The following is a 16,468-nucleotide window of genomic DNA, read 5'->3' on the forward strand; positions in this document are numbered from 1 at the left end:
TATTTTGCATTCGCATATGAGGTTTTCTCATCGTGCTGCGTCTTCCTTCGGTCTGCGTTGCTAACGCATGTCTTTTTGGCCTTTGTTGCCGCACTGGGGGGTTTCATGTTTCGCGCACCACATTTCGTCTCACACTTGTGCACTCGCCCGACCTTGCTCGGCGCATGCATGGCTTTTAGCCTGCACGCGCACGCCGAGTCGATCCAACTGCAATTGCCCGCTCAATCGCTGGCCAGTTCGTTGAGTGCAGTGGCCCAGCAAGCCAAGATCCAGCTGCTGTTTGACGAAGAGCTGTTGCGCAACATCAAAGCCCCGGCGCTCAGTGGTGCCTACAGCGCGCAAGACGCCATCAATCAATTGTTGCGCGGCACCGATTTCAGCCTGATCCAGGTCGACCGCACCTTTGTCGTCCGCCCCAAAGAGGAAGGCACCACCACCAGCAACAGCCTGCAACTGGGTGCGCTGAGCGTGATTGGCACCGGTAATGAAATTGACTCCAGCAACGTCGGAAAATCGACCCTGACCCAAGCTGAAATCAATCGTTATCAGGCCAATAATATTCCCAGCCTGCTGGCGACCTTGCCCGGTATCAACCTCGGTGGCTCGCTCAAGCCCGGCGGTCAGACCATCAACATCTGGGGCATGGGTGAAGCCGAAGACGTACAAATGACCGTGGATGGCGCGACCAAAAGCGGCTTCGAACGCTACATGCAAGGCACCATCTTTATCGAGCCTGAACTGATCAAGGGGCTGGTCGTCGAAAAAGGCCCGCACGACATGCGCACCGGCAACGGTGGTTTTGCCGGTTCCGTGCACATGGAAACCAAAGATGCACCGGACCTGCTCGAAGAGGGCAAAGACACCGGCGCCATGCTCAAATACGGCTACAGCAGCAACGACCACCAACAGGTTTACAGTGGCGCGGTGTATGGCCGCACCGATGATGGCCGAGCGGATGCGCTGGTGTATTACACCAAGCGCGATGGCGATGACATGAAGCTGGCCGGCCACATACCGGACCCCAAGCACGCCTACCCGGTCAACCCCAAGCGCTTGCCCAACACCGCACAGGACCTGGACGCGCAATTGCTCAAAGTGAACCTGCATTTCAATGAGGAACATAGCCTCGGGATGTCGTATTCACGCTCCAACAATTACCTGTGGGTGCCCTTCTCGGCCATCAGCTACCCGGCGCCACCGAGCCAGGCCAACATCGACAAATATGGGTACGACGTTGCCTCAAGACGTTACTTGTCCAACCGTTCGACCATCGACACCACCTGGTCGGCCAAATACAAGTACCAGCCTATCGAAAACCCGCTGGTCAATCTTGAGGTCAAGTACTCGCACTCAAACACTGAGCAAACGGACACGCGCGGCTCTCAAGCCTATTTCCAGCCCGCCACTGGCGGTCGCAAGATGGACACCGGCTACACCGACGACATGCTTCAGATCGAAAACATCAGCCTGTTTGCCAGCGGCCCGCTGGATCACGCTGTGACTACAGGCATGCAAATTCGCAAGCACCAGCGTGATGTCGACATGTGGATGCCGGGTAAAACCTATGAGGTAGAGAAGTACAACTACGGCCACTATCAACCCAGCTTCATGCCCAAGGGCAAGGTCGATACCAATAGCTTCTATCTGCAAGACGCGATCACGTACGGTGATTTCACCCTGACACCGTCCGTGCGCTACGACCATGTGCGCAACCGCGGCGAGCAAAACGACGCACCGTTCTATAACCACGCGGAACTGGGTCACGACTACAGCGACAAAACCTACACTGGCTGGTCGCCTCGCCTGTCGGGCTTCTGGAAAATAAACCCGAACACCGCCTTGTTTGTCGACTACAGCAAAACCTGGCGCGCACCGGTAATCGATGAACAATACGAGCTTCAAGGACTGGGCAGCCGTACCGCGACCAGCCTCAATTTGAAACCCGAAGTCATCACGGGCTGGCGTGCAGGCAACATCACCAACTTTGATCACATCTTTGGCGACAACGACCACGCACTGATCCGCACCACCCTGTTTCGCAACACCGTCGACAATGAAATTTTCAAAGCCACCGGCGTAGGGTGCGCATCCCAAACGGCCGCCGGCAGCATGTCCAAAGACTGTGGGCCGGGCAATATACCCAACTACCGCAACATTGGCAGTGTGACCATCAAGGGCTTTGAAATTGAAAGCTTCTACGAGTCCACTTACGTCTTTGGCTCGCTGTCTTACGCATGGATGACCGGTAAACACGAAGGCGCCTACACCAACCCGTGGGGACCGAACGTCTGGGCACGGGACATTCCCGCCCCGAAATGGGTCGCCATACTGGGCACCAAAATACCGGCATGGGATGCGCGCATCGGCTGGAAAGGCGAGTTCGTGCGCAAGACCGACCGTTTGCCCAGCGACAAGTACTACGGCACCGCGATCAGTGCCTTGGGCGATCGCTACTACGACCAATACGCCAACGACGGCTATAACGTGCAGGGCCTGTTCGCCAACTGGAAACCACAGCAGCCGTACCTTAAAGGCACCGAGGTCAACTTCACCGTGGACAACCTGTTCAACAAGAGTTACCAGCCGATGCTCAGCGGCGATAACGCCTACAGCCAGGGGCGTAACGCCAAGATCAGCGTTACGCGGTTCTTCTAACCCCACCCTGTAAGAGGAACTGGCGCAGGCTGCGATCTTTTTAACAGCTCAAAAGATCGCAGCCTGCGGGTTTGCTCCGCCAGATCAGCGGGTGTTACGCGTTACAACCCTCAGCCCCGGCGCCTGATCTGAGCGCTGGCTCAAATAGCGGGTGCAACTCACGCGCAAGAACGAGGCGAAGTTGACCACTTCGCCGCGGTAATCCATCACTTCCTCGTAGAGCTTGGCCACCAATTGATTGGTGGTCATGCCATCCGCTTGTGCGATCTCACTGAGGATGTCCCAAAACTGGTTTTCCAGTCGCAACGTGGTGACCACGCCGCAAATACGCAGTGAGCGCGAGCGTGATTCGTACAGAATCGGGTCGGCTTTAACGTACAGCTCACACATGGTCACACCCTCGCCTTACAAGGAAATAGAAGTCCCCAGCAGCCCCAGAAAAGCGCTCAGCCAGGCCGGATGCGCTGGCCACGCGGGAGCTGTCACCAGGTTGCCCTGCACACGGGCCTGGTTCACGTCGATATCAATAAAAGTACCGCCCGCCAAACGCACTTCCGGGGCACATGCGGGGTATGCACTGCACTCACGGCCTGCCAGGATGCCGGCCGCGGCCAGCAATTGCGCACCATGACAGACCGCGGCAATCGGTTTGCCTGCCTTGTCGAAGTCACGTACCCACTGCAGAATCTTTTCGTTCAAGCGCAGGTATTCCGGCGCACGACCACCGGGCACTAGCAGCGCGTCGTAATCGCGGGCGTTGACTGCGTCGAAATCAAAGTTCAGGGCAAACAGATGGCCCGGTTTTTCGCTGTAGGTCTGATCGCCTTCAAAGTCATGAATCGCGGTACGCACTGTCTGCCCCGATTTTTTACCCGGACAGACCGCATGCACCTGATGGCCGATCATCAATAGCGCCTGAAACGGCACCATCACTTCGTAGTCTTCGACGTAATCGCCCACCAGCATCAAAATCTTTTTCGCCGCCATGCTGCGTACTCCTGTGAGTGAAGGCTTGGAGTGCATACCCAGCAGGCGCCGGTAGGCGCTGTGCTGGAGACTCGTTAACACCTGCAAGAGTAGCCGCACAGTACCTACACGGGTAATAACCCGGTACTACACCGATTTACTTCAGCAACCCGTCCGCTTGCAGCAGGGTTTCCAGGCAATGCTCCTGAATGCTGTAGAACGCCTTCAATTCCTGGATTTTCACCCGCAACTGGGCGTTATCAACCGGTTCGGCGCGCTTGACCGCAAGGATCATTTTGTTTTTGTTGGTGTGCTCCAGCGAGATGAACTCGAACACTTTGGTTTCATAACCACAGGCTTCAAGGAACAGCGCACGCAGGCTGTCGGTGACCATTTCGGCCTGTTGGCCCAAATGCAGGCCGTATTGCAGCATCGGCTTGAGCAGCGCCGGGCTCTGGATTTGCAGGCGGATCTGCTTATGGCAGCACGGCGAGCACATGATGATCGCGGCGCCCGAGCGGATGCCCATGTGAATCGCGTAGTCAGTGGCAATGTCACAAGCATGCAAGGCGATCATCACGTCAATCGGAGTGGGCGCAAAACTGCGCACGTCACCGTGCTGAAAGCTCAGGCCCGGATGCTCCAGACGCTGCGCGGCGTTATTGCACAGCGTGACCATGTCTTCACGCAGCTCAACGCCGGTGACCACGCCTTCGGCTTGCAGGCTGTGACGCAAGTAATCGTGAATGGCAAACGTCAGATAGCCCTTGCCCGAGCCGAAGTCAGCCACTTTGATGGGCTGGTCTAGCGCAAGCGGCGAACTGCTCAGCGCGTGGGAAAACACTTCGATGAACTTGTTGATCTGTTTCCACTTGCGCGACATCGCCGGGATCAGCTCTTGCTGCTTGTTGGTCACCCCAAGGTCGGCAAGAAAGGGGCGGGTCAAATCCAGAAAACGGTTCTTCTCGCGATTGTGCTCAGCCGAAGGCAGTTCACGGGCCTGCTGACTTTTACCCTTGAACAGCGAGCTTTTGCCCTTTTTGCTGTACTCCAGTTGCACTTCGTCAGTGAGGGTCAATAGATGCGCATTTTTGAACGCTTCAGGCAGCAACCCGGCAATGGTCGTCACGGCCTCATCAAGGGGGAAGTTCTTGGTGATATCGCGGGTCTTATAGCGGTACACAAACGACAGGCAAGGCTGATCCTTGACCGTGACCTGCTTGATGATGACCCGCTGCAACTCGGCGTCCGGGCCGACGTACTTGGCCAGCACCAGCTTGATGAAGGAGTTTTGAGCCAGCCCGGTTTCCAGCAGGTTCAAAAATTGCGCACGATGATCCGGCACGGACGCGGCGGTGGTAGCAGTCACTGACATTGAAAAAGGTGCCTCGGGGGGTGCAGGAGGGGAAATCAGAAAACAATGGCGGGTATTTTAGGCGGGTTGGCGGCACAGGGCACGGGGTAATTTTGCTGCGCAGTCTTCGTGGGGTTCGGATGCCCCCCTTCCTGGCATTGCAAAGACTCAGTGGCGTAACCAACCACATGAAATTGACACGGATAAAACCCTGAAAATGCCGCCGGCCGGCATGCATAAACGGTCATTCGAACAGCCTAAATTGGGTGCCTTAACTCGTTATTACGTCGACAAACAAGTCAACCATGAAAATAATTATATATAACCGTCACTGCTGCCTGTGCAACATCCATATTCATCCCCTGCATCATAGGTGTTGCCACCCACAATAATACTGATACCTACATTGCCTACATTATGAGGGGGAGGCGGTGGCGACGGAAGTACAGGCCTGGACGGTGTATATGTACCGCCGATAAAACCACCACCTATTCCGTTACCAAGATCGGGGGCAACCGTTGAAAAAGGCTGCAACTCACCCGTCGCCGATATCCAATTACAGGACAACATCATATTGGCATACGCCAGCCTCAGGGTATTACGATCAACAATCTTCATATCCGGAGCACACCTATAATCGAGGTAGTTATCGGAAGGATTATTGCCAAAGAAATCTCCGGCCGACTTCATAATTCGTTTAATACTAAAAATCGTTCCCACATCCCCGTCAAAAAACCCCAAGCCTGGTTGCCCCTCAATTCATCAAGACTTGACTGGCCAAGCGGGCGCCCTTTGCCGGCTATAAAAACGTGCCAGCAGGGTCTGACAAAGGGTAAAGCCTCATAATTTGGCCAGTTATACCGCCACACCTCTCCTTTGAGCTGAATATTGATTTCACTCTCTTCAGCTTCTGTCAAAAAATCATCAATCACATAAATTGATTCGTCAATCTTCTCTATCCTCACTGCATACCTTCCTCTGGCAATATCGATTAAAAACACCGCACCTAATGATATAAAATACAAAATAACCTACAGCCAAACTTGAGTAAGCAACCATAATATAACTCACAACATTATTATCCCTCGTCCACCGCGCTATCTGCTGACGGCTCATCATCAGTAGAAACTCTTCATCATAGACCGCCCAAACAAATGTATTATCGCTGTCAGCGTCTACAGCCACCCACAATTTTTTATGCTTTCGAACATCCAATAAACCGACCTCATAACTGGGAAATTCAATCCTGTACTTATAATCACTCTCGCCTCGCCCCACATTAAAATACAAATACACTGATGATTTTGACCTACCCAAAGCATGGGTAACATAAGCGCTGCGCAGCACCATGCTTTTAGGCACCGCGGGTACTTCCACCCGTTCATTCCACATCATCACACCAACGCCGAACATCAGTAGACAAAAAAAGACCATCACCACTAAATCCATGGGAGTCGCCACATAACCAGGCGGTATATAAAAAGGTGACTTCTTCATTTCTGCCTCTTGCGCGATTGACTTAAAACTAAACCCTCAATATTGATACAGCAACCCTACATCCGTAGGGGTTTCGTTAATTTTCGGGCGTTGTCACCCAAACGACTAACCACCACCATTAGCGCCATACGATTTCCCACACCATGCTTTGACAACAATGACGACACATGATCCCGAACCGTAAAATCACTAATCAGCAACTGTTGTGCTATCGCCTTATTTGTGCGCCCATCCATAAGCAAATCAAGCACCTCTTTCTCCCTAGATGTAAGCTTCATCCCCTTCCTCCATCTTTTATCAACCTCAGAGCACATCAAAAAAACACCCAGACACAATACAACCTAGCCATCATTCAAAAAAATGACAACACAGTTTTCCACAACAAAGAGAACTATAAATAGCGGGAACTTATATTGCAGACTCGCAAGAACTTACTTACGGAGATACAAGAATAAAACCACAAAGAGAATATTACAAAAGCCTGATACTTCTTAGCGAAGTATCAGAAGTATCAAGACCACAAAGAAAACGATTACAACATCACCAACCGATTCGGCAATTGATTACGCGGTTGGGTTTTGGGGATGTGTTGCGCCAGCAATTGCGCGCTGGCCTCAATGCAGGCAATAAAACCTTCGGCGGTATGACCCAGACCCACCCGACGCGTGAAATCACTGACGATGCTGCCCCAGTCGCTATCGTCCAGATGGCGTGAAATCCCTTCATCCACCAGGATTTCGACATAACGCTCAGCTTCACTGACAAAAATCAGCACACCGGTACGGTCTTGGGTGTGATGCAGCTTTTGCTCCAGAAACTGGCGCCGCGCCAGATTGCTGGCCCGCCAATGCCGCACACGGGGCGGGATCAAGCGGGTGGTAATCGCCGGGATGCGAAAGATCAGGCTGAGGAAGACAAAGCTGGCCCATTGCAGCATGAGCAGCGAATAGATCTGAATGCCGCCGATAAAAAAGTGCGCCAATGCGGGCACCAGCAAGGCGATCAAGCTGGCCCAGAGCAGCGGGATATAACTGTAGTCGTCCGCGCGCGGGGCTAACACGGTGACAATTTCGGCGTCTGTGTGTTGCTCGGCGCGGGTGACCGCTTCTTCGACCTGCCGTTGTTGCGCGTGTGTGAGTAAAGCCATGAGTATTTATGCTCGCCTGAAAATTGAATTACCAGCCGCCCGAGGCACCACCGCCGCCAAAGCTGCCACCGCCGCCACTAAAGCCGCCGCCTCCTGCGCCACCGCCAAAACCGCCCCCGCCAAAACCGCCGGAGCGTGAACCGCCCCCGCCGCCCGAGTTGCAGATGCCGTAGAACTGGCACGCGGCAACCACTATGACAAACAGGACGAATAACAGCAGTACGACAAAGGGATGTTCGGCCAGCAAGTCATTGCCATCGCCCTGCCCGCTGGCGTAGGCCGGTTCGGCCAATGGATCGCCGCCCAACACCTGAAGGATCGCTGCAACACCGTCGCTGATGCCCTGGCTGAAGTGGCCCGCTTTAAAGGCAGGCGTGATGACTTGATTGATGATTACCGACGATTGCGCGTCGGTGAGGCGGTCTTCCAGCCCATAACCGACCTCGATGCGCAATGTGCGGTCGTCACGGGCAACGATCAGCAAGGCACCGTTGTTTTTGTCCTTTTGACCGATGCCCCAGGTGCGCCCCAATTGGTAGCCGAAGTCTTCAATGGGGGTGCCTTGCAAATCAGGCACGGTCACTACCACCACCTGCTCGCCGGTGGCTTTTTCGTGGGCTTCAAGCGATTGCGTCAATTGCTGACGCGTGGCGGGATCGAGCATTTGCCCGTCGTCCACTACCCGTCCGTTGAGTGCGGGAAATGTCAGCGCCTGGGCCGTGGCTATAAATAGCCACAGCAGCAGGCCTGACCCCAGTCTTGATATACGCATCTGCACCACGCTGATTGAAGGGGGGAGACGTACCCGTAGCAGTTGCCGAGGAACGCAGTCTTCGTTGCTCGGCAGCTGCTACGGGGCTCGCGTATTGGCCAGGCGTCTTAAAACTTCACTTCAGGCGCTTTGTCGGCGTCCGGCGTGGTGGCTTCGAAGGTTGGGCGGATCGGCAAGTCGCTGTACATCACGGCATGCCACAAACGGCCCGGGAAGGTGCGGATTTCAGTGTTGTAGCGCTCTACCGCAAGAATAAAGTCGCGACGGGCCACGCTGATGCGGTTTTCCGTGCCTTCAAGTTGCGATTGCAACGAGAGGAAGTTCTGGTTGGACTTGAGGTCCGGGTAACGTTCCGACACCACCATCAAACGGCTCAAGGCACCTGTCAGTTGATTTTGCGCGTCCTGGAACTGCTTGAGTTTTTCCGGGTTGTTCAGGGTGCTGGCGTCTACCTGAATAGACGTGGCCTTGGCCCGCGCCTCAATCACAGCGGTAAGCGTTGCCTGCTCCTGCTTGGCCGCGCCCTTGACGGTTTCGACCAGGTTGGGGATCAAGTCAGAACGACGCTGGTACTGGTTCTGCACTTGTGACCAGGCCGCTTTCACCTGCTCATCCAGGGTGGGTATGGTGTTGATGCCGCACCCGGCCAATACGCTGCTCAGCGCCAGCAGTGCGATGACTTTCCAGCCCAAGGCTCTAACGCTTTGTATTCCCATGCTCGTGACGCTCCGAAATGATTGCATTGCGTTCATAGACACCACCCTCGCGCTAAAAACTCCCACTGCGCCCTGAATATCTCCTGGCAACACTGGATTGCTGGGGACGAATCAGCTAAAAGACTGCGCAAGATGTAGGAATATTCCCCTATAAAGATAGGGCAAATCTCTACCATAAACAGACTAAACACCCCTCCCAGAACAATATCGTTCCCAAGCCACCGGTTTACGTGGTGTGAGTGAACGGCGCGCAGAAGAATTTCATGACCAAAATGTGTTTGCTGGCGATCGCGATTAGCCTGACCAGCCACGCCGTCTGGGCCCAAACGCCTACGGCCCCGCTGCCTCCTAAGGAGGTGTTTGTCGCCGACCTGCTCAAACAAATGACCCTCGACGAAAAGGTCGGGCAGTTGCGTCTTATCAGCATTGCAACCGACATGCCCCGCGAATTGATTCGCAAGGAAATCGCCGCAGGCCGCATCGGCGGCACGTTTAACTCGGTGACGCGTCCCGAAAACCGTCCGATGCAAGACGCCGCCATGCGCAGCCGTTTGAAAATCCCCATGTTCTTTGCCTATGACGTGATTCACGGGCATCGCACCATTTTCCCTATCAGTCTGGCACTGGCCTCCAGCTGGGATATGGACGCCATCGCCCTGAGTGGCCGGATTTCGGCCAAGGAAGCCAGCGCCGATAGCCTCGACCTGACGTTTTCGCCGATGGTCGATATCGCTCGCGATCCTCGCTGGGGTCGGACCTCGGAAGGTTTTGGCGAAGACACCTATCTGGTTTCGCGCATTGCCAAGGTCATGGTGCAGGCCTATCAAGGCGTGTCTCCCGCCCTGCCCGGCAACATCATGGCCAGCGTCAAACACTTCGCGCTTTATGGCGCCGTGGAAGGTGGACGGGACTACAACATCGTCGACATGAGTACTACCCGCATGTTTCAGGATTACCTACCGCCCTACCACGCCGCTATTGAGGCTGGGGCTGGAAGCGTAATGGTGGCGCTGAACTCGATCAACGGGGTACCGGCCACCTCCAACATGTGGCTTATGCAGGATTTATTGCGTAAGGAATGGGGCTTCAAAGGGGTGGCTGTCAGTGATCATGGCGCGATTCTTGAGCTGATCAAGCACGGGGTGGCCAAAGACGAGCGTGAAGCTGCCACGCTGGCGATCAAAGCGGGTGTCGACATGAGCATGAATGACCTGGTGTATGGCAAAGAACTGCCAGGCTTGGTCAAGTCCGGAAAAGTAGCGCAGAGCGATCTGGATAACGCCGTACGCGAGGTGCTTGGCGCCAAATACGACATGGGACTGTTTAATAACCCCTACCTGCGCATAGGCAAGGCTGAAGACGACCCGGCCGATGTCAACGCTGAAAGCCGCCTGCACCGGGCCGAAGCCCGTGACGTAGCGCGAAAAAGTCAGGTGCTGCTCAAGAATGAGTCCCATACCCTGCCCTTGAACAAACAGGCGCGCATCGCGCTGATCGGGCCGCTGGCCGATTCGAAGATCGACATGCTCGGCAGTTGGTCGGGCGCCGGTGTACCCGCGCAATCAGTGACAGTACGTGAAGGGTTGCGCAATGCCATGGGTAAACAGGCCACGCTGACCTACGCCCGGGGCGCCAATGTGACGGATGATCAGACGGTGGTCGACTACCTCAATCATTCCAACCCCAATATGCTCGATGTGACCAATGACCCGCGCCCGGCGCAAGTCATGCTCGATGAAGCCGTCAAAGCGGCGCAACAGGCCGATATCGTGGTCGCCGTGGTGGGCGAAGCTCGCGGCATGTCCCATGAAGCCGCCAGCCGCACTGACCTCGACTTGCCAGCCCCGCAGCGGGCCTTGATCAGCGCCCTGAAAGCTACTGGCAAGCCGCTGGTACTGGTGCTGATGAATGGCCGGCCGCTGTCCATTGATCAACAGATACAACAGGCCGACGCGGTGCTGGAAACCTGGTACACCGGCACTGAAGGCGGCAATGCCATCGCCGACGTGCTGTTTGGCGACTACAACCCGTCGGGCAAACTGCCAATCACATTCCCGCGTTCGGTAGGTCAGATTCCGAGCTACTACAGCCATCTGCGCATTGGTCGCCCCTACACCCCAGGCAAACCTGGCAACTACACCTCGCAGTACTTTGACGAACCCAACACCCCGCTTTACCCGTTCGGTTATGGCCTGAGCTACACCGACTTCAGCCTGTCAGATGTGCGCCTCTCCAGCGAGACCCTCAAGCCGGGTGCAGCCCTGACGGCCAGCGTGACGGTGAAAAACACCGGCCAGCGTGCTGGTGAGACGGTGGTGCAGCTTTATATACAAGACGTGAGTGCGTCGATGAGCCGCCCCGTCAAAGAGCTGAAAAACTTCCACAAGCTGATGCTTAAGCCCGGCGAAGAGAAAGTCGTGCAGTTCAGCATCGACGAAGACGCCCTGAAGTTTTACAACGCACAGTTGAAATACGCCGCCGAACCCGGTGAGTTCAACGTGCAACTAGGGCTTGATTCACAAAACGTCCAGCAAAAGAGCTTCCAATTGCTCTAATTTCGCGTAACAGCCGGGAAGGCTTTGAACGGTCTTCCCGGCACTTCTTGATGCCAATCTGCGCTTGACCTTTTCTATCTTTGCACACGCCAAAAAATGCGTTCGGACAGCGCTGTTTTTTGTGGTAGGGTTCGCGCCCTCAAAATTCAGACCGCCGATACGACCCCGCAAAAACCAGTGACAAACGGTGTAATGCCGGTGCCATGCGGCCTACATGGATTTTTTGCGTTTCATACACAATTTACACACAGAGTTATCCACAGGAAGTGCATTGCACGAGACCCGCAAAACGCATATCTTGTATCAATTCCGCCAAAAGACCCTACATGTAGGGTTTTAGGGCAAAAACCCAACACAACTCAGTCGAGAATTTCAAGCCCTTTTCTCGCGCCTGTCGGGTTGAACCAAACGCAGTTTTCAAAGCCCAAACCGCTCATGCGGATGGCAACCGTTTTTTGGCTGATGCCGGAATGCGGCCCGGGTGTTGCAGTACCTAACTGTCACCCACCAGGAATAAGGTTTGAGGCGGTACGCGCAAACCCAAAACTTCGGCAAGGAAGCGGCCAAATACACCCCTTTCTGTACGTCCCGAGGTTGGTATGCCCGGTTAATCACCGGTTGTAGTGCTTCAGGACGCAACGGTGGGCACCTTTTTGAGGCGCCCAAATAAACATAGAGAACGTGGAGACACCCATGCAAACCGACACAACTCGCGAGAACTCGCAGGGTTCTGATTCAAATCTGGATCTATCTGCGACCGCGCCAGGCCAATTGCGCGTGATCAAACGTAACGGGACCGTGGTTCCTTACACCGATGACAAGATCACCGTCGCCATCACCAAAGCGTTTCTTGCAGTTGAAGGCGGCAATGCCGCCGCTTCGTCGCGCATCCACGACACCGTTGCCCGCTTGACCGAACAAGTCACTGCGACCTTCAAGCGCCGCATGCCATCGGGTGGCACCATCCACATCGAAGAAATCCAGGACCAGGTTGAACTGGCCCTGATGCGCGCCGGCGAGCAGAAAGTAGCCCGTGACTATGTGATCTACCGCGATGCCCGCTCCAAAGAACGTGCCACGCGCGCACCTGCCGACGACGCTGTTGTGGCTCACCCCTCGATCCGCATCACGCGCGCCGACGGCACCTTTGCACCGCTCGACATGGGCCGCCTGAACACCATCGTTACCGAAGCCTGCGAAGGCCTGGAAGAAGTCGATGGCGACCTGATCCAGCGCGAAACCCTGAAAAACCTGTACGACGGCGTGGCCCTGAGCGACGTCAACACCGCCCTGGTGATGACGGCCCGTACCCTGGTTGAGCGCGAGCCTAACTACTCGTTCGTGACTGCTCGCCTGCTGATGGACACCTTGCGTGCCGAAGGCTTGAGCTTCCTGCAAGTGGCCGAAAGCGCCACTCACCACGAAATGGCTGACCTGTACGCCAAGGCCCTGCCTGCCTACATCGCCAAGGGTATTGAGTTCGACCTGCTGAACCCGATTCTGGCGACCTTCGACCTGGAGAAACTGGGCCAGGCGATCAACCACGAGCGCGATCAGCAGTTCACCTACCTGGGCCTGCAAACCCTGTACGACCGCTACTTCATCCACAAGGATGGCGTGCGTTTTGAACTGCCACAAATCTTCTTCATGCGCGTGGCCATGGGCCTTGCGATCGAAGAGAAGCAAAAAGAAGACCGCGCCATCGAGTTCTACAACTTGCTGTCGTCCTTCGACTACATGTCTTCGACGCCGACACTGTTCAACGCCGGTACTCAGCGTCCACAACTGTCGAGCTGCTACCTGACCACCGTGCCGGATGACCTGTCAGGCATCTACCACGCGATCCACGACAACGCCATGCTGTCCAAATTCGCCGGTGGCCTGGGCAACGACTGGACGCCAGTCCGTGCGCTGGGTTCGTGGATCAAAGGCACCAACGGCAAATCCCAGGGTGTTGTGCCGTTCCTCAAAGTGGTGAACGACACCGCCGTTGCCGTTAACCAGGGTGGCAAGCGTAAAGGCGCCGTGTGCGCTTACCTTGAAACCTGGCACATGGACATCGAAGAGTTCATCGAGCTGCGCAAGAACACCGGTGATGACCGTCGTCGCACCCACGACATGAACACCGCCAACTGGATCCCTGACCTGTTCATGAAGCGCGTCTTCGATGACGGCCCGTGGACCCTGTTCTCGCCCTCCGAAGTACCGGACCTGCACGACCTGACCGGTAAAGCCTTCGAAGAGCGTTACGAGTACTACGAAGCACTGTCTCAGTACCCTGGCAAGATCAAGCTGTTCAAGACCATTCAGGCCAAAGACCTGTGGCGCAAAATGCTGTCCATGCTGTTTGAAACCGGCCACCCGTGGCTGACCTTCAAAGACCCGTGCAACCTGCGCAGCCCGCAGCAGCACGTGGGCGTGGTTCACAGCTCGAACCTGTGCACCGAGATCACCTTGAACACCAACAAGGACGAGATCGCTGTTTGCAACCTGGGTTCGATCAACCTGCCGAACCATATCAAGGACGGCAAGCTGGACACCGCCAAGCTCAAGCGCACCATCGACGTGGCCGTGCGCATGCTCGACAACGTGATCGACATCAACTACTACTCGGTGCCGCAAGCGCGTAACTCGAACTTCAAGCACCGCCCGGTCGGCCTGGGCATCATGGGCTTCCAGGACGCGCTGTACCTGCAACACATTCCGTATGCCTCCCAAGCGGCTGTCGAGTTTGCCGACAAGTCGATGGAAGCCGTCAGCTACTTCGCCATTCAGGCGTCGTGCGACCTGGCTGACGAGCGTGGCGCCTACGAGACGTTCCAGGGTTCGCTGTGGTCCAAAGGCATCCTGCCACTGGATTCGCAACAGATCCTGATCGAGCAGCGCGGTCAGAAGTACATTGACGTTGACCTGAACGAATCCCTGGACTGGGCACCGGTTCGCGCCCGTGTACAGAACGGCATTCGTAACTCCAACATCATGGCCATCGCACCGACCGCCACCATCGCCAACATTACCGGCGTATCGCAGTCGATCGAACCGACCTATCAAAACCTGTATGTGAAATCGAACCTGTCGGGCGAATTCACCGTGATCAACCCCTACCTGGTTCGCGACCTCAAGGCGCGCGGCCTGTGGGACTCGGTCATGATCAACGACCTGAAGTACTACGACGGTTCGGTGCAGCAAATCGAACGCATCCCGCAAGAGCTTAAAGAGCTGTATGCGACTGCATTTGAAGTGGACACCAAATGGATCGTCGACGCGGCCAGCCGTCGTCAAAAGTGGATCGACCAGGCTCAGTCGCTGAACCTGTACATCGCGGGCGCTTCGGGCAAGAAACTGGACGTGACCTACCGCATGGCTTGGTACCGTGGCCTGAAAACCACCTACTACCTCCGTGCACTGGCCGCGACCAGCACCGAGAAGTCGACGGTCAACACCGGCAAGCTCAACGCTGTATCGAACGGCAACAACAGCGAAGACGTCGCGGCTGCGCCAGCGGGCCCGGCCCCAGTGCCAAAAGCTTGCGCGATTGACGAGCCGGATTGCGAAGCGTGCCAATAAGCTGAACCGTAAGCGCCTCACGGCGCTTACATAAAACCCCCGACAAGCCTCTGGCTTGTCGGGGGTTTTCTTTTACCTCAAAAAATACCGCGAATCAGGCGACCTTAAGCGTGTCACGGCGCAAACTCGCTATATCCAGAGCATAAGCATCGCTATGCGAAGGTGGCCTCCCGCCCCGCGTGCCCCACCGCTCTTCCAGTCCACCAATCACCGCCATTGAATGGCCCAACTGCCCACCCGCCAAATCCGAGGCTGAGGTTCTGCGGGTGTAGTTCTTCAACCCAAGACGCTGTAGCCCCTCATCGCCATGTTCACCGTCATTAAGGCTGGCGGCCGCCCCCTCGAATGTCATATTGCGCTTGCCGTCATTACCCTCAATTTGCGCACGCTTGACGCTGGCGGCATACAGGAAATTCGCATCCGTAATCATCTTCGGATCATCCCCCTTGAAGCGAGCCTCTCTGGCAGCCACCCTCAACTCATCCTTGCTCAATTGCAGCCTGAATCCATCGCGCATGGTCACATCGAAACCATTCGCGGTTTCTTTCACAGCGCTAAAAATATCCGTGGGCTTCTGCCCGGCCGCCATCATGGCTACCTTGATAGCAGAAACCGTGACGCAGTTACCGTCCGGACCTTGGCTGAACCCACTCCAGATATTGGTCGGCTGCTTTCCTGGATCGCTGCGATCCGGCTTGTAGTTGAAGAACTGGGCGCCCGAAGTGGTCGGCTTATTGCTCATCCTGTCGCCCGGACCTATCGGAGACGGGTTAATGCCTGGGCCTGGACCTGGGCTTGGACCTGGGCTTGGGCCTGGGCTTGGACTTGGACTTGGACTTGGACTTGGACTTGGACTTGGGCCTGGCGACGGGACATAGTCATCCCCAAACATCGACTTGGTCAATTTGCGTAGAAACTCCAGAAACTCTGCCGAGGCTTCTGCTTGCTGGCGCAACAGATCAAGGATTTCTTTAAATTTTTCATCCCCGAGCCTTGTTCGAAGCGCCTCCAGTTTCTCCGTCAGCTCTTTAACCTTGTGATCTTTGGGCGTGTTGGTGACCTCAAACAACTCGTCGAGCAACTTTTTCACTGAAGCGGCATTGGCCTCAGGCTCCACCGGGTCTGACTTGACTGCCAGATCTGCCCTCGGGTAATCCGCAGCGTACCCGGCACTCGGCCTGTGTATTCCAGAAACATTCATATCCTGCCCTCCCTAGATTGGTGAGCCATCAGGCTCCA

General features: G+C 55.7%; 14 protein-coding genes. 3 read left to right on the top strand and 11 right to left on the bottom strand.

All coding sequences use genetic code 11. From position 1 onward, the window contains the following. Positions 1-105 precede the first annotated feature (105 nt). Positions 106-2,655 carry a TonB-dependent receptor gene (locus tag AP059_RS10815; protein WP_059763176.1) on the top strand — a complete coding sequence of 850 codons (2,550 nt, stop codon included), beginning with the start codon at positions 106-108 and terminating at the stop codon, positions 2,653-2,655. Positions 2,656-2,739: 84 nt separating this feature from the next. On the opposite strand, the gene AP059_RS10820 is transcribed toward AP059_RS10815, so the two are convergent. The 10 genes from AP059_RS10820 to AP059_RS10860 form a co-directional block, all read right to left on the bottom strand. Then, entirely contained in the window at positions 2,740-3,045 is a 306-nt protein-coding gene (locus AP059_RS10820; RefSeq protein WP_059763177.1) for a ribbon-helix-helix domain-containing protein, read from the bottom strand. 15 nt (positions 3,046-3,060) lie between these two features. Then, entirely contained in the window at positions 3,061-3,642 is a 582-nt protein-coding gene (locus AP059_RS10825; protein WP_059763178.1) for a DJ-1/PfpI family protein, read from the bottom strand. Positions 3,643-3,778: 136 nt separating this feature from the next. Continuing rightward, positions 3,779-4,996 (bottom strand): class I SAM-dependent methyltransferase, encoded by a 1,218-nt coding sequence (locus AP059_RS10830; RefSeq protein ID WP_059763179.1) that lies wholly within the window; start codon positions 4,994-4,996, stop codon positions 3,779-3,781. 294 nt (positions 4,997-5,290) lie between these two features. After that, the gene (locus AP059_RS22340; protein WP_131811520.1) at positions 5,291-5,593 is read right to left on the bottom strand and encodes a hypothetical protein; all 303 of its coding nucleotides are present in this window, start codon (positions 5,591-5,593) and stop codon (positions 5,291-5,293) included. A gap of 68 nt (positions 5,594-5,661) precedes the next feature. Beyond that, positions 5,662-5,940: a hypothetical protein gene (locus AP059_RS10835; RefSeq protein WP_256209808.1), complete on the bottom strand. Its 279-nt coding sequence runs from the start codon at positions 5,938-5,940 to the stop codon at positions 5,662-5,664. Beyond that, entirely contained in the window at positions 5,921-6,472 is a 552-nt protein-coding gene (locus AP059_RS10840; protein ID WP_059763180.1) for a hypothetical protein, read from the bottom strand. Before AP059_RS10840 ends, AP059_RS10835 begins: the two co-directional genes overlap by 20 nt. Positions 6,473-6,528: 56 nt before the next feature. Beyond that, a complete protein-coding gene (locus tag AP059_RS10845; protein ID WP_082706786.1) occupies positions 6,529-6,750 on the bottom strand; it encodes a LuxR C-terminal-related transcriptional regulator in 222 nt (73 codons plus the stop codon). Between the two features lie 254 nt (positions 6,751-7,004). Then, positions 7,005-7,619: a TPM domain-containing protein gene (locus tag AP059_RS10850; RefSeq protein ID WP_059763182.1), complete on the bottom strand. Its 615-nt coding sequence runs from the start codon at positions 7,617-7,619 to the stop codon at positions 7,005-7,007. A gap of 28 nt (positions 7,620-7,647) precedes the next feature. Then, a complete protein-coding gene (locus AP059_RS22855; protein WP_059763183.1) occupies positions 7,648-8,391 on the bottom strand; it encodes a TPM domain-containing protein in 744 nt (247 codons plus the stop codon). 107 nt (positions 8,392-8,498) lie between these two features. Continuing rightward, the gene (locus tag AP059_RS10860; RefSeq protein ID WP_059763184.1) at positions 8,499-9,107 is read right to left on the bottom strand and encodes a LemA family protein; all 609 of its coding nucleotides are present in this window, start codon (positions 9,105-9,107) and stop codon (positions 8,499-8,501) included. A gap of 263 nt (positions 9,108-9,370) precedes the next feature. Between AP059_RS10860 and bglX the strand changes: the two genes are divergently transcribed. Then, on the top strand, positions 9,371-11,662 hold the full coding sequence (gene bglX, locus AP059_RS10865; RefSeq protein WP_059763185.1) for a beta-glucosidase BglX: 2,292 nt from the start codon (positions 9,371-9,373) through the stop codon (positions 11,660-11,662). Between the two features lie 693 nt (positions 11,663-12,355). Continuing rightward, positions 12,356-15,229: a ribonucleoside-diphosphate reductase subunit alpha gene (locus tag AP059_RS10870; protein ID WP_059763186.1), complete on the top strand. Its 2,874-nt coding sequence runs from the start codon at positions 12,356-12,358 to the stop codon at positions 15,227-15,229. 94 nt (positions 15,230-15,323) lie between these two features. Here AP059_RS10870 and AP059_RS22465 read toward each other — a convergent pair whose 3' ends face one another. Then, the gene (locus AP059_RS22465; protein ID WP_156425777.1) at positions 15,324-16,430 is read right to left on the bottom strand and encodes a hypothetical protein; all 1,107 of its coding nucleotides are present in this window, start codon (positions 16,428-16,430) and stop codon (positions 15,324-15,326) included. Positions 16,431-16,468 lie beyond the last annotated feature (38 nt).

Source organism: Pseudomonas sp. TAA207 (genome assembly GCF_001529285.1).
Taxonomy (GTDB): Bacteria; Pseudomonadota; Gammaproteobacteria; order Pseudomonadales; family Pseudomonadaceae; genus Aquipseudomonas; species Aquipseudomonas weihenstephanensis.

Coding starts and splice junctions, on each gene's coding strand:
- AP059_RS10815 (WP_059763176.1), top strand. CDS start 106: ATGTTTCGCGCACCACATTTCGTCTCACACTTGTGCACTCGCCCGACC.
- AP059_RS10820 (WP_059763177.1), bottom strand. CDS start 3,045: ATGTGTGAGCTGTACGTTAAAGCCGACCCGATTCTGTACGAATCACGC.
- AP059_RS10825 (WP_059763178.1), bottom strand. CDS start 3,642: ATGGCGGCGAAAAAGATTTTGATGCTGGTGGGCGATTACGTCGAAGAC.
- AP059_RS10830 (WP_059763179.1), bottom strand. CDS start 4,996: ATGTCAGTGACTGCTACCACCGCCGCGTCCGTGCCGGATCATCGTGCG.
- AP059_RS22340 (WP_131811520.1), bottom strand. CDS start 5,593: ATGAAGATTGTTGATCGTAATACCCTGAGGCTGGCGTATGCCAATATG.
- AP059_RS10840 (WP_059763180.1), bottom strand. CDS start 6,472: ATGAAGAAGTCACCTTTTTATATACCGCCTGGTTATGTGGCGACTCCC.
- AP059_RS10845 (WP_082706786.1), bottom strand. CDS start 6,750: ATGAAGCTTACATCTAGGGAGAAAGAGGTGCTTGATTTGCTTATGGAT.
- AP059_RS10850 (WP_059763182.1), bottom strand. CDS start 7,619: ATGGCTTTACTCACACACGCGCAACAACGGCAGGTCGAAGAAGCGGTC.
- AP059_RS22855 (WP_059763183.1), bottom strand. CDS start 8,391: ATGCGTATATCAAGACTGGGGTCAGGCCTGCTGCTGTGGCTATTTATA.
- AP059_RS10860 (WP_059763184.1), bottom strand. CDS start 9,107: ATGGGAATACAAAGCGTTAGAGCCTTGGGCTGGAAAGTCATCGCACTG.
- bglX (WP_059763185.1), top strand. CDS start 9,371: ATGACCAAAATGTGTTTGCTGGCGATCGCGATTAGCCTGACCAGCCAC.
- AP059_RS10870 (WP_059763186.1), top strand. CDS start 12,356: ATGCAAACCGACACAACTCGCGAGAACTCGCAGGGTTCTGATTCAAAT.
- AP059_RS22465 (WP_156425777.1), bottom strand. CDS start 16,430: ATGAATGTTTCTGGAATACACAGGCCGAGTGCCGGGTACGCTGCGGAT.